The sequence below is a fragment of the Pseudomonadota bacterium genome (genome assembly GCA_018823135.1).
GTDB lineage: Bacteria > Desulfobacterota > Desulfobulbia > Desulfobulbales > CALZHT01 > JAHJJF01.
Window position 1 is genome coordinate 1 of sequence record JAHJJF010000069.1, and the last position, 14,063, is coordinate 14,063.

Genomic DNA, 14,063 nt, shown 5'->3' on the forward strand with positions numbered 1-14,063 from the left:
ACTTGAAGCAGCACGCGAGGTTCGCCGAATTAAAAGGCAGCGACAAAAGGCCGCTTAGAGTTTTGTGTAACTCGTTAACTCAAAGGACGGAATTTTCCGATTCCGACTGAAGCAAAACATACCATCTAACTGTTATCTTCCTGGCTCGTGAAATACCCGTGAAAGGCAACACTCAATAACACCACTTAAGGATTTGCAGTTTTCCAACATCTTCAAGTGGAGGATAAAGAGATGATTAAAAACAAACCCATATCCATACTGGTTGTCGATGACGATCCATCGCACCGGTTTATGCTTCGTACGATGATCGAGGACTGGGGCTGGCTTGTTGAAGAGACTGATGACGGCAGCTCGGCTGTTGAGGCAGTCTATAAAAAACCCTTTGATGCGATACTCATGGACGTCCGGATGACCAGAATGGACGGCATGACCGCCCTTGGCAAAATCCACAATTACAACCCGGCAATCCCCATTGTCATCATGACCGCCTTTTCATCTATTGATGCTGCAGTTGAGGCGATCAAATCAGGGGCCCATGATTATCTCACCAAACCGCTTAATTTTGAACGCCTGAAATCAACTTTCATCAATGCACTGAATCACAAAAACACCATGGGCAAGAGCAATTCCAAACAGGAACCTATCCTCAGAACCGCAATCATCGGAGGATCTCCACCTATTAAGGAACTCCTGGAAATGATTTCCCATGTGGCCCCCTCGGAAGCTACAGTGCTGATCACCGGCGAATCCGGCACCGGCAAGGAACTTATCGCCCGCGCCGTCCACGAAAACAGCAAACGGCAGCAGGCGCCTTTCATTACGGTAAACTGTGCGGCCCTGGTTGAAAATCTACTTGAGTCCGAACTTTTCGGCCATGAAAAGGGGTCTTTCACCGGGGCTGACCGACGGCGTGAAGGGAAGTTTTTCCAGGCGGACAACGGTACCCTTTTTCTGGATGAAATCGGCGAAATGTCTCCGGCCATGCAGGCAAAATTACTCAGAGTCTTACAGGAGAACGAAATCCAGCGGGTCGGCGGTCAGGAAACCATCAAAATCAATGTCCGGGTGGTCACCGCCACAAACCGTACCCTGGAAGATGAAGTCAGGGCCGGAACCTTCAGGGAAGACCTTTTCTATCGCCTCAATGTGGTTACCCTTGCAGTACCATCCTTGAGGGAGAGACAGGAAGATATCCCTGTCCTTGCAGAGCATTTTCTCAACAAATATTCACAGAAGAATAATCGACAGGTCGCCGGCATCACCCCGCAATGCATGGATCTCATGATTCGCTATCCCTGGCCCGGAAACGTCCGTGAACTGGAAAATGCCGTGGAACGCGGCATAATACTCATGCGCGGCGATTATCTCGACGAAAAGGACCTGCCCTTTTCAATGCTGCGCTGGGCTGAAAAGCAGTTGCCAGGAACCGAAACGACAGATACCCAGCCTTCAACCCTTGAAGCGGCTGAAAAAGAAGTTATCCTTAAGACGCTAGAGGAATGCGGCGGCAATAAAAGCGAAGCGGCAAGGCGGCTCAACATCACCCGCAAGACCCTGCTCAGTAAATTGAATAAATATCAGGATAAATAAGGATGTCGGACTCGTCGATAAGCGAGAGTATCGAGACTCCGAAATCACTCGTCTGATTTCCACAATCAGATACAGTCTATCTGTTAAAGGTAATAAACTGATACTTGCCACCGGATGTGCTTGTGGCATAGATCGTATCCTTTGAGACATTCATATAGCCAACCTGATCGGCTAATTCGGCTGCGGTGACCTTTCCTTCACTCGAAATGGAAAGCGTAAAATCAGGACCAACATCATTACTGCCATTGCTGCAGAAATTCTCAGCCATTGTCGCAATGCCTCCTGAATCGACCACATATTTTGAGCGACACCACTGCGATTGCGTTCCGACAAAAATGGTGCTTGCATACCAGGTTCCGGCAAGGTCTGCTCCCACCGAAAAGGTTACTGCGCCGTCGACCCTGGTAAAAGCGGAAATTTGATACACGCCGGCAATATCCCCAGTTAAAATCATCAGATTTTTGTCCGGCGCCATATATCCTTGCCCACCAATAGCAGTGACAATCCCGTCGCTTGACAGCGTCAGGGTGGTTTCCGGCAATAAAACGGTAGAACCATCACTGCATAGATTTTCAGTCATTTCCGCAAGGCCGACGGCACTGATTGTATACTTAGACCGGCACCAGCCCGGCGCAGACCCTGTCCTGAAAAAACTGGCATACCAGGTTCCGGCAAAATCATCAGTGGAAAATGTCACGGCAGGGTCTTTCTTAATAAACATCTTTTTCTGGTAAGTGGCGTCTGAAGCGGTTCCGGTGGAGACAATTGCGTTTTTGTCTTTATTCATGTAACCGGCCTGATCAACAACATCTGAAAAACTTATAACACCTGCCGGGGTAGTCGAAAAGGTTGAGTCGGCGGAAACACTGGTGCTGCGGCTACTGCAGAGATTTTCAGTCATGGTTGCAAGCCCTGCAGAATCAATCCCGTAGGTTGAGCGGCACCATTCCGGGGTAATTCCGGAACTAATCAGACTCACATGCCAGGTGCCGATAAAATCCGATGTCGTATAGGCATCTGCTGACAAAGATGAAGGGATGTCGACGTTCTCGCCACCAGAGCTAACAGCCGAGGTGCTTAAAGGGTTGTTTGCCGGTATTCCAATGCCGGTGGAAGTTTTTATGAGCCCGAGATCGCCGGTTGCGGATAAATTGACGGTAAACACATTAACGTTATCCTGATAAATAGGGAAAAGTCTTCCGTAATTGCCGACCTCCCCTTCGAGCAGATAATATCTGTAAGCTCTGCCCACCAGGACTTCCTGCTGAAATGTCTTGGGGACGCCGGTTGCCACGTCTCTACCGTATTCTTCGCCGGTTTCATTATCAACCGCAATAAATGTTGTGCCTGAAACCTGGCCGGTGACTGTGGCTTTTGCCGGAGGCACTTCATCGTCCCCTCCCCCGCAGCCGACCAGATTTGAGATCAGGAAGCATATGACAATCAAAATACTGTAATGAATTTTCATAATTCCCCACTCATTTCCCTAAACAAACCGATAATTTTAACACAATAGGCAGATAATCCGCGCTCACTCTTCACTCTTCACTAATTAAATTATCACATCATCCAGTGGTGATGCAATTATTTCCGATTTCTCACGTCCCTGAGTGAGAATAACCCTTGCCTCTTTATTCGCCTTCTTCACCTTTCGGCCGTAACGGACGACCAGCCCTGCGGCAAGCTTCCGGTCATCGGGATCATCACCAAACCGCAAAATGGCCGTGGGTCCGGGACGACTCTTCATTTTGAGCACCAGATCCCCGGGCTGTCTGAGTTCCTTCACCTTTTTGTTCTCTGCGGCATCGCGCCCCATAACCAGCCAGCCGCCGCCCGGCAGCTGGAATTGCCGCCCGGCCTGCAGCAGGCGGACATTTTCAACCATGACAATTTCATGATCATTATAATACGATTCAATGCGTTTGCTTAAAATGGGATCGGTCAAGACACAGCCGCCGCCGGGTCTGGGATAATCAGTGATCCCGAACTCCGCCGCAAGTCTGATCTGGTCGGATCTTCCCCTGCCGCTGAATCCGAGGAGTCGTTCCCGGTCAACCAGCCCGTCTTCTTCAACTCTGGTGGGCATCATGTTTTTTGCACACAGCGGTCGAACCAGTATACCGTCACAACCGCTGTCACGTTCCACAACCCGCAAGGTATCCTTGCGTTGCGACATGGGGCGCTGGCCGACAACCTCACCGGTAATGATAAAAGAGGCCTGGTATCGGGGCATGAGTTTCCTCGCTTCGGAGACCAGGAAAATTTTGCAATCAAGACACGGGTTGAAATTTTTGCCATAGCCGTGCGCCGGATCACGCAAAAGCTTGAGATACGGTTCGCTTACATCGTGGAGACGGACGTCAATTCCATATTTTTCCTTCACTCCCGCTCTGTATGCCTTTTCATTTTTAAGCAGTTCGTACCCGAAAAACGGCGTGACAAATCGTATGGCAGTGACCTTAATGCCCAGGGACATGGTCAGGCGACAGGAAAGGATGCTGTCGAGTCCTCCTGAAAACAGGGCCAGGGCGCCTACCGGATCTTTATGCATCCGCTCTGTTCCTCACCAGAAGTTCCCTGGCATAGGCAAAAGTCTTTTCGGTTGCGGAATCGCCGTCAAGCATCCTGGCAAGCTCCGCCTCCCGCTCACCATCCAGCAGATGGGTGATATTCGAATGAGTTCGCGCCCCTTTGACATTCTTGGCAACAACAAAATGATCATCGGCGCACGATGCGATCTGTGGGAAATGGGTGATGCACAGCACCTGGTGATGCCTTGCAAGACCCTTTATCTTCCTGGCAACCGCTTCGGCAGTTTTACCGCTGATCCCGGCATCGACCTCGTCAAAGATGACGGTTTCGACCTTGTCCTTGCGCGATAATATTGTCTTTAAGGCGAGCATCACCCTGGAAAGTTCACCACCTGAAGCGATTTTGGCAACCGGCTTGGCGGGCTCACCCGGGTTTGCGGAAAACATGAAAACCGGTCTGTCCCATCCGGCCCGGGACAATTGCGATAAATCATCTTTTGGGGGATCATTAAATTGAATCTCAAGAATGGCCTGATCAAAGTTCAACGATTTCAGCTCGATACCTATGGTTTTGGAAAGTTCGACGGCTGTTTTTTTTCGCTCCTTGGAAAGAGACTCTGTCGCAGCGATTAATTGCTTTTCAATAACTGCAATCTCCCTTTCAAGGCTATCAAGGCGTTGGTCAAGAACCTCAAGCATTGACAATTCCTTCCTGGCCTGATCTCCATATTTTACAACATCTTCGAGGCTGACGCCGTATTTACGCTTGAGCTGCTGCAGGAGATCAATGCGAGTCGCCACCTTTTCAAGCTCAGCAGGATCGGTGGAGATGGAACCTATGTAATTTCTCAAGACAATCGCCTGGTCCTCTAGTTCAAAACCAATACCGGCGATCTTTTCAGCTGCATTCGCCAATCCCTTGTCAAGTGCAGCCATGCGCTCGATATTTTTTCGCACTATGCCAATTTTATCGTGAATTTCCCCTTCCAGGAAACGACTGCTTTCTTTAGCCAGAAGCAGCAGATCATCCGATGCCTTCAATCGTGCTTTTTCTTCGGCAAGGTTTGCATCGTCCGGAAGATATATCCGCGCATCTTCTATTTCACGAACCTGATAGGCAAGAAAATCCCGACGCTGTTCTTTGTCGCGATCGCTGTTTTGTAATGTCCGTAACTCGTCACCCAGTCGATGCCACTGCTCATAGAGAGCGCCAAGTTTTTCCCGGTCATGCCATAATTCTCCAACCTCATCGACAAAATCCAGTTGGTATCGCGGGTGGAGCAGCTGCTGGTGGTCGTGCTGGCTGGCAACGCTGAACAGTCCTTCGGTAATTCGACTCACCACGCCGGCAGTTGCAATGCCGCCATTGACATAATACCTGCTCTTGCCGTTGCGCAAAATTATCCTTCTGATAACGACCAGATCATCGCTTGCAAGGCCCATGTCCTCAAGAATTCCTGGCACCTCGCTTCTGTAGGAAGACACCTCGAACAATGCCTCAACAACCGCCGAGTCAGCGCCGGTCCGCACCCAGTCCGTGGATGCCCTGCCCCCGGAAAGAAGGTGCAACGCCTGCAGGATGATGGATTTACCGGCGCCGGTTTCTCCGGTAAGAACGGTAAGGCCATTCCTGAAATCAATCTCAAGGGATTCGATCAGTGCAAGATTGGTAATCTTTAATTCCCGTAACATGACTTGTCTATACCCTATTCTGTAAAGAAATCAAGATGGAATCAGCGCTAAAAATCACCACATTATTCGCATGTTCAATGTACACAGACCTGTCTTTCCTGTTGAAAAATTGGCCGGAGAAACGCAACGGATGAAACAGCCAATCTGATGCGGTTGTCATATGATTTTTTGCGGCAAGGGGAGGTATTATTTCAATCGGTGAATCTGAGCTATTTCATCAATGCCTGTGACACAGACATTCAGATCTTTCAATATCCCGTCTTCAATGCTGTATATCCAGCCGTGAACCGTCAGTTTCTGGCCGGATTTCCACGCAGTCTGCACAATTGTTGTGTGGCATATATTGGCAACCTGCTCAACGACATTGAGCTCACACATTAAATCAATTTTTTCTTTTTCATCTTGAAGTGCGTCAAATTTGGCCTGATGATAGCGATAAGTATCTTTGATATTTCGAAGCCAGTTATCAATTAAACCATGTTCTTTATTATCCATGGCTGAGCGAATGCCACCGCAACCATAATGACCGCAGACAATAATGTGCTTTACATTTAATAATTCTACGGCGTATTGAATTACCGACAGGCAGTTCAGGTCTGTATGGATAACGAGATTGGCGATATTCCGGTGAACGAATATTTCCCCTGGCAGCATGTCAACAATCTCATTTGCCGGGACGCGGCTATCCGAACAACCAATCCATAAATACTCAGGATTTTGTTGCTTCGAGAGATTTAAAAAGAAATCAGGGGCAGCGTTTTTTACTTTTTCCGCCCATTTCCTGTTGTTATCAAAAAGATGTTTTAAGACTCGCATATGGCTAATCCATTATTATTTTTTCACTGCACCTGTATTTAAACAGAGAGCAGAATAAAACAACCCATTTTTACCGACCCACATTTTTACCATTGATATCAATTTAGATCACGTCTTATATCCTCACAATGTGACTTGCTGATCTTCTCCCCGGGCATACTGTTTCATCGTGTCGATAGGTGTTTTATTCTTTGTACTGTCTTTATTCGCCCCGAACCATCCAGTATTATGCATGGTTTTCGCTGGAATTATGACACTGAACTGATTTCATATTGCATCATCAATCATATGCAGAATAGCTTTTTCAACCTCATTGGCAACGGCTGAATGATCTTCCGCACCGGGAAAAACTGCAAGCAGACTGGTTGGGCGGAGAGTGCCGATCTTCGTCTCGCCGTGTTCTTCGTATACTGCGATCCTGCAGGGAAGCGCCAGACTCACGGTCATGTTTTCGGTAAGAATCCTGGCCGCCTGTTTGGGATTGCACACTTCGATAATGCGGCATTCATTGGCCAGTGCAACATTCTTCTCCTTGAGTTTTTCTTTCAGGTCATACGTCTGAAGAATGCCGAATCCATGACTCTTGATGGATACACTTAAATCATTGAAAGCGGTTTCAACATCTTTATTTGTTTTGACAATGTAGAGCATGGCAAAGATCCCCTCTTTTCTGTGATATCCCCTCCTGCTGGAGGAAAAACCGTTTACAAAACTCAAAGTCCAGCCGGCAATGACGATTTTTCAAAAAGCAAAAGCCATGACACCTCTCAAGCAAGTACAAAAGAGGGCCGTTTTACCAGGTTTGGCAAACAGATCCAACGCAAATTCATCAATACTTAACTTGCTCTACTTGCTTTGGAGATGCATGGAGAAATTCAGGGGATACTTCCACCATTCATCCCCTCGGCGCAACGAAGCGTACAGACTATATTCAGGCAAAAAATACCATCCTTGATGAGATTCGTTTGTTGTTACAGTGCAATTATTTCCGTAGAAGTGCGTCCCGTATTTCGGTGAGCAGCGTTTCTTCTTTTGAGGGCGCAGGTGGTGGTGCAGGAGCCGCCTCCTCTTTCTTCTTTAAGGTGTTCATTCCTTTTATAACCATAAAAATGGCAAAGGCAATGATCAGAAAATCAAGTACCGTTTGAATGAATTTACCGTAATTAATTGTCACCGCAGCAACGTCACCCGCCGCCGCTTGAATGATTACCGTAAGTTTCGAAAAATCGACACCACCGATGAGTAGGCCAATAGGGGGCATAATCACATCTGCGACAAAAGAAGAAACAATTTTCCCAAAGGCACCGCCGATGATTATACCCACCGCCATGTCCACAACATTACCGCGCATCGCAAATGTTTTGAATTCTTGCATCATACCCATAGGTACCTCCTTGATTATTTGAGTTCTGCTTTTTTCAAAAAATTAAAACAAATTTCAATTCCGTGTCAATTCCTGCAAAATGATTTCACAGAATAGCCGCCCATCAGCCCTGCCCTTGCCCGCCTCGGCCCCCACCCTGTCCACCTCGGCCACTTCCCTGTCCACCACGACCACCGTACCCACCTCGGTCACCGCCTTGTCCGCCTCGGTCACCACCTTGTCCGCCTCGACCTCCACCATATCCGCCTCGGTCGCCCCCTTGGCCACCGCGACCACTACCTTGGCCGCCCCGACCACCGCCGAATCCGCCTTTATTTTTGGGTTTATCAGTACGAGGTCGAGCCTCATTGACGTTGATCGCCCTGCCTTTGAGGTCTTTGCCGTTCAGGGCGTCAATTGCCGCCTGCCCTTCAGCCTTAGAGGCCATCTCCACGAATCCAAATCCTTTTGATTTTCCGCTAAACTGGTCTTTTATAATGGTTGAGGATTCAACCTGCCCGAATTGTTCGCAAGCCAGCCGCAAATCCTCTTCGGTTACCTCGTACGACAAATTTCCTACATAGATCTTCATTCTAATCTCCTTTTTTGTAAAAAATTATCCATTGTCACATCAGTCAAATTCGGCATACAGCTGCAATATTCCCGCAGTGGTCGATGTCGGGCTAGTATCTTAAAAAATATGGAAGAAGCATTAAACCCAAGGCAACAAAAATCATGAGAAAAACATTGGAGACAAAATATGGGAAAACACTGAGCATGACACCAGACAGGAGAGCAATACCTCGCCTTTGTTTTCTTCCGTAAATCAGGTATCCCATGCCGATTGACCCAAACAGCACTCCCCACATTATTGATGCTGGATTATCCATAAAACAGTTCTATCTTTTTTTATGAACGCATAACAAACATTATTTTACAAATTATCAATTTATATCAAAGAAAATAGGCTGATTTATGCCGGTCTTTCAGGCATCAGTCAGGGAGATTTTAAAACAGGTAGTACCTGAGCCAGATATAGATCATGGAAATAAAAACGGTCAGGAGCATGATCGGTGCGCCGTAGGCCACAAACTTCATAAAGCTGATTTTTCGACCCGCCTTTTCCGCCATCCCCACCACGATGACATTGGCTGAGGCGCCGATGGGTGAACCGTTGCCGCCCAGACAGGCTCCCAGGGCAAGTGACCACCAGAGCGGCAGCATTTCAGGATGCTGCAACAGAGCGAGACCCGATTCATCAGGCCAGAGCTGGCCGGCCATATCGATGAGCAGGGGATTCATTGTAGCCACATAGGGGATATTATCGACTATGGCCGAAGCAATGGCTGAAAACCAGAGAAGCAGCATACTGGTCCCCAGCATATTGCCTTGAGTGACTGCCAGCATCTTGATGGACAACCACTTGATCAACCCTACCTTGACCACCCCACCGACAATAATGAACAAACCGATGAAAAAAAAGATGGTGGGCCATTCAATTTCAGCCAGCACATGATGAGGCTCGTCGGTTCTGGAAAGAAGCAGGAGCAGACCGGCGCCGAACAGCGCAACGGTGGCTGGTTCGTAATGAAGCGGGCCGTGCAGGACAAAACCGACTAGGACAATGACCAGTACAAACAGTGATTTTTTCAGCATCACCGGATCAGTAATCGCCGCATTTTCATCCATAGCAAGGACATGCCGCTGCCGTTCCGGCGTAGTTTTCAGCTTGCGACCAAAAACTATCTTGATCACTACAAGGAAAACCACCATGATCACAATCACTATCGGTGCCAGATTGTAGATAAAATCCATGAAATCCAGCTTGGCCTTTGAGGCGATCATGATATTGGGCGGATCGCCGATCAGGGTGGCGGTACCGCCGATATTGGAGGCCAGTGCCTCGACAATGAGAAAGGGAACGGGATCGACATCCAGGGCATCGGCAATCAAGAGGGTAACCGGAGCCAGCAGGAGAACAGTGGTAACATTGTCCAGCAGAGCACTCAACACCGCGGTGACCACTGCAAAAATAATCATGATCCGCATGGGTTCGCCCTTGCCGACCTTGGCGCTCTTGATGGCGATGTACTCGAAAATACCGGTAGGCCGCATCAGGTTGATGATGATCATCATGCTGATCAACAGAAAAATAACATTCCAGTCCACCCCGAATTCCTCGAGATGGAAGGCCTCATGCTGATCCAGAACCTTGAGGGCGATCATCAGGGAAGCTCCGCAGATGGCGACCACGGTCTTATGGACCTTTTCAGTGATAATGACGGTATAGGCAATAATGAAAATCGAGGTGGCGGTCCAGAAGGCGGCGTTCATTTCAAAGGGATGGGGGATGATGGCGGATGGACTCATATTTCACACTTTGGTGCCTCAGTAAAAATTTTTGAGATAAGGTTGTAGATGTCACGAATATAGACAACCCCCAACACCTTATTGTCTGCATCCACCACCGGCAGACGCTGCAGATTTTTTTCAATCAGCAGATCAACGCACCGCATCAGTGGTGCGTCTTCAGGAACGGTGACAACCCTGGTGGACATGAATTCCTTCACCTTCCGGCAGGCCACCTTACTGGCCATGGTCTCCAGCATGCCGTCCCAGGAAAATTTTGAAATTCTCGGGTCCATATAGACGGGGATAGTGGCTCGCAGGATATCCTTGATGGCAAGAACGCCGATCAATCTGCCTGCCTGGTCCAGAATCACCATGCCCTTCAGACCCTGACCGTGCCAGCGTTTGGTGGCGCGCATTTTCTGTACGGCCTGCTGCAGGGTATCCTCCGGAGTCAGATAATCCGTGACCGGATCCATAATGTCCTTTGCCTTCATATATTTTCTCCGGGATTAGGTGGTGATGGATATTTCAGGATCAGTTAACCGCAATTGCCGGTTACACTTCCCCAAGACAATCAATATCCGAGTCGAGGGATTTTCAATACTATGCATGAAACATTATGCGCAATCAACAAAATATTTCATGCCGTATTATCATGAACTTTTTTACAAAATAAGTTTGGACGCGATACTGATTATCAGCCTGATATCGCTTCAGGGTTTTGCAACTATGCCTGTCACAAAAGGATTGTCACCATGACTCAGCCGCCTGCTGGCTGAGTTCTTTCCCAGCCTTCCACCGCGCCGCTGATTGTTATAAAGAGTGGATGGACCTGTATGTCCTTAAGATTTTTGAACTGCTCATACCGCTCCGGCGCCCTTTCCCTGAGTTTGCCCAATAGATGTTTGAACTCATATTCCACCTGGCCCGTTGTTACCGGTATTGTGTCCTTATCTGTCTGATTAACGATCTTGCTGCTGTTAAAATGATAGCCTCGTTTATCCGCCTCATCAATTATCCCCTTCAAATAACTGCCAATGGCGCCAATTGCGTTGCTGGAGTTCTTGAATCGCGTTAACTGGGGATGTCTCTTATATCCCTTGGTCATCCCGCGTAATACCTTCTGCGCCAGAAGACCTTCCCGCCAAGCCGCAACCAACCCCTTTACATCTAAATATTCAGGATGTATGGACCAGAGTCTCATGCATATCTTCTCAGAACTCAAGGGATAAGCGGCTTACGAATCCGGAAAACCAGGTCGATCAAGGTCACGTCAGCCGCCAGACAGCAAGCATGTTAAGGCCTCTGCGTTGCTCGCTGTCAGGTTGACCCGACTTTTTTTGCCTCAGCGACCTATTTTCGTATTCCTCGTTTTCACACAGATATTGTTGAAGTCGTCAAACTTTTCGCACGTGGTTTGCACAAATGCCTTCTGGGGCGGGTAGAAAGTACATTTTGTCCGGTAATGACAGGTGCTGTTGAACTTATCCCAGTGCTGACAATCTTCGACGCATTCGAGTTGTTCATATTTATACGTCGTTTTTTCAAACAGGCACTTTTTATTAAAATCGTCCCAATGCTGGCAGTCATTGAGGGCCAAGGGGATATCAGTTGACGATTGACCGCAGGTGACGGTAAGGTCTCCCTGCTGGTATGTTTCTCCCGTGTCGAGGCTTACCTCTTTTGCTCCGACATTAGCTGCCAAAAATATCACCACTGCAATTAGACCCATCAACACATGTCTGTTCATGATTGGATTCCTTGTTATTTTGATTTATCTATAATATGACTGTTGCCGATGGCCTTTCGGAGTAAGATCACTCCATTGATCCATACTGGTCGAAGGCATGAGTTGAGTGGCGCAGTCACAGACTTTGCCGCGTCAGCGCCGCCGAAGTATTCCGCGTGCCCTCATCAAGCGCCTGATTCACACTTTTCATTTCTGCTCCACTGCGACCTTGACAACGACTTTGTGGAGTTGTCCTGCTGAGATCAGTGGCATGTGTGCATCTTCCGGAAAAAAGATGACAAATAATCCACGTTTAACAGGAAGCCAGGCATCTGGTTGATCCGCGAAAAATTGAATGTCAGATTCTTTATCATATTCTCCGGTTGGGTGCTTGCAGGATGATTTTGGCTTCCATCCCATATCATCAGTTCCTGCCAGAACCAATTGGATATCAATGTATTTCTCATGTGTTTCGAGCAGAGCATTCTCTTTCTTGCGACCAGGATCCTTTGCCACCATCGCATAAACGCGCCCACCGGCAATTTCATACTTCTCCACCGGCAGTTGGTCAAGATCATGGCGTAAAAGAAATTCAATTGCTTTTGGAAATCCTTTGTTCAGGGTCAGATAACGGTGTGCATTCTCAAGTACATCCAAAATCATGTCTATTCCTCAATAAAATCACAATGGTGCGAATGTCGAGCATAAGGAACCAGCCGTGATTTGGCGGTTGATCACGGAAGCCACCAGCCTGGCATTGATCAAAAAGACGCTGGCGTAGCAAGTCCCCCTTAATACACTGCTTCGACATCCGTTATTGGTTTGGTGTAATAATAACTCGACCGCGGCTTGTAAAAGAGATGCCTTGCTGCGACTGTGTTCCGATCATTACTGTTTCAACAATTGGTGGATTGACTAATTGTTCGGCTTCCCATTCAACAATAAAGTTGGCACCTGACCCTCCGGTTTTGTCGCTTTGGGGTATGACATATCGTAATGACCCTAATGGCTTTAAAATTGCGGGCCTATCAATATATTTTTTTAATACTCTCCCTTGTGTCTCATAATAATCAATTATTGTGATATTGATTTGATGCCTTGGATCAATATTTCTGATGCTTAGCGTTACCGTCAGAAAGAAAGGCCTTTCTCGATCGCCACTGTAAATATGTGAATACGCGGGAACATAAATAGACTGCCCATTGGATAATCCTGCATCTCCTTCTGCATAAAGAGGCATAGGGGCCAACAAGCAAGTTATTAAGAATATAATAGAACAAATAAATTGATTTCTCATCTTCATGGTTATTCTCCTATTCTATAAATCTTTTCAGTCAAACGCTTTGGCTGAGATGCGTACTACGTCCGTATTTCGAAAAAAACTGCCCCCCTGGAGTCCCTATCGAACCGATTGCTCGGCTTTCGCTGAATTCAATTTATCAACAAGCATGTTTTTCCGAATAAATCACTGTACATTGATTTCAAAAAGAAATTCCAAAGGAAACGACAAAACCACTAATTTTTATATCTTCTCTCTGAGCGCAGGATACAGCACCACAGTTATATTCAAAAGTAACTTCAGTGTTGTCATAAGCGACCTCTAAAAAACCAGACATTTTTCTTTGTTTGGCGAATTCAACTCCTACAGCGCCCAAAACACCAAAAGCATCGTTTTTGTTTTGATAACCACCTTTACCGAGGTAATGGTAAACAAGCCCGGACCGAATATAGACCTTGGTGTTTTTACTCAAAATAAAACTGTAACCCACGGTGGCATTCAATGGCTTGTCGGAATATTCATACCCTTGAACAGGTGTTCCCAAATCCCCGATATGCACAACTGGACCGATTCCAACATCAGCACGGAAACCGTTATCAAAGTTTGCTGTAGCTCGATATGCAATGCCTACTGGAAAAGCATCTGTTTTTTCCCATGCTGGTGCACCCTTTTGGTAAAAATCATGGACATCCAGTACACCGAAACTATATC

At 47.4% G+C, this 14,063-nt stretch carries 15 protein-coding genes; 1 reads left to right on the plus strand and 14 read right to left on the minus strand.

All coding sequences use genetic code 11. The features are described 5' to 3' along the window. The first annotated feature begins 231 nt into the window (after positions 1–231). Positions 232–1,590, plus strand: coding sequence for a sigma-54 dependent transcriptional regulator (locus KKE17_07170; GenBank protein MBU1709768.1), 1,359 nt, complete (start codon positions 232–234; stop codon positions 1,588–1,590). 76 nt (positions 1,591–1,666) lie between these two features. Here the strand turns inward: KKE17_07170 and KKE17_07175 are convergent, their stop codons facing one another. The 14 genes from KKE17_07175 to KKE17_07240 form a co-directional block, all read right to left on the minus strand. Continuing rightward, a complete protein-coding gene (locus KKE17_07175; GenBank protein MBU1709769.1) occupies positions 1,667–3,058 on the minus strand; it encodes a hypothetical protein in 1,392 nt (463 codons plus the stop codon). Positions 3,059–3,142: 84 nt separating this feature from the next. Then, a complete protein-coding gene (locus tag KKE17_07180) occupies positions 3,143–4,141 on the minus strand; it encodes a thiamine biosynthesis protein (GenBank protein ID MBU1709770.1) in 999 nt (332 codons plus the stop codon). Next, positions 4,134–5,813 carry a DNA repair protein RecN gene (gene recN, locus KKE17_07185; protein MBU1709771.1) on the minus strand — a complete coding sequence of 560 codons (1,680 nt, stop codon included), beginning with the start codon at positions 5,811–5,813 and terminating at the stop codon, positions 4,134–4,136. The genes KKE17_07180 and recN overlap by 8 nt, the downstream gene beginning before the upstream one ends. 186 nt (positions 5,814–5,999) lie before the next feature. Beyond that, the gene (gene can / locus KKE17_07190; GenBank protein ID MBU1709772.1) at positions 6,000–6,629 is read right to left on the minus strand and encodes a carbonate dehydratase; all 630 of its coding nucleotides are present in this window, start codon (positions 6,627–6,629) and stop codon (positions 6,000–6,002) included. 267 nt (positions 6,630–6,896) lie between these two features. After that, positions 6,897–7,280 (minus strand): DUF302 domain-containing protein, encoded by a 384-nt coding sequence (locus tag KKE17_07195; protein ID MBU1709773.1) that lies wholly within the window; start codon positions 7,278–7,280, stop codon positions 6,897–6,899. 331 nt (positions 7,281–7,611) lie between these two features. Next, the gene (gene mscL / locus KKE17_07200; protein ID MBU1709774.1) at positions 7,612–8,007 is read right to left on the minus strand and encodes a large-conductance mechanosensitive channel protein MscL; all 396 of its coding nucleotides are present in this window, start codon (positions 8,005–8,007) and stop codon (positions 7,612–7,614) included. A 109-nt stretch (positions 8,008–8,116) separates the two neighbouring features. Next, entirely contained in the window at positions 8,117–8,590 is a 474-nt protein-coding gene (locus tag KKE17_07205) for an RNA-binding protein (GenBank protein ID MBU1709775.1), read from the minus strand. A gap of 410 nt (positions 8,591–9,000) precedes the next feature. Further along, positions 9,001–10,326, minus strand: a complete 1,326-nt coding sequence (locus KKE17_07210) for an ArsB/NhaD family transporter (protein MBU1709776.1) — start codon at positions 10,324–10,326, stop codon at positions 9,001–9,003. Between the two features lie 32 nt (positions 10,327–10,358). Then, on the minus strand, positions 10,359–10,838 hold the full coding sequence (locus tag KKE17_07215; GenBank protein MBU1709777.1) for a CBS domain-containing protein: 480 nt from the start codon (positions 10,836–10,838) through the stop codon (positions 10,359–10,361). A gap of 266 nt (positions 10,839–11,104) precedes the next feature. Next, positions 11,105–11,548, minus strand: coding sequence for a pyrimidine dimer DNA glycosylase/endonuclease V (locus KKE17_07220; GenBank protein MBU1709778.1), 444 nt, complete (start codon positions 11,546–11,548; stop codon positions 11,105–11,107). Between the two features lie 141 nt (positions 11,549–11,689). Then, entirely contained in the window at positions 11,690–12,094 is a 405-nt protein-coding gene (locus KKE17_07225) for a hypothetical protein (protein ID MBU1709779.1), read from the minus strand. Positions 12,095–12,280: 186 nt separating this feature from the next. Continuing rightward, positions 12,281–12,736, minus strand: coding sequence for a YhcH/YjgK/YiaL family protein (locus KKE17_07230; GenBank protein MBU1709780.1), 456 nt, complete (start codon positions 12,734–12,736; stop codon positions 12,281–12,283). Between the two features lie 151 nt (positions 12,737–12,887). Then, a complete protein-coding gene (locus tag KKE17_07235; GenBank protein MBU1709781.1) occupies positions 12,888–13,370 on the minus strand; it encodes a DUF3124 domain-containing protein in 483 nt (160 codons plus the stop codon). Between the two features lie 184 nt (positions 13,371–13,554). After that, on the minus strand, positions 13,555–14,063 hold a 509-nt coding region (locus tag KKE17_07240), incomplete at its 5' end, for a hypothetical protein (GenBank protein ID MBU1709782.1).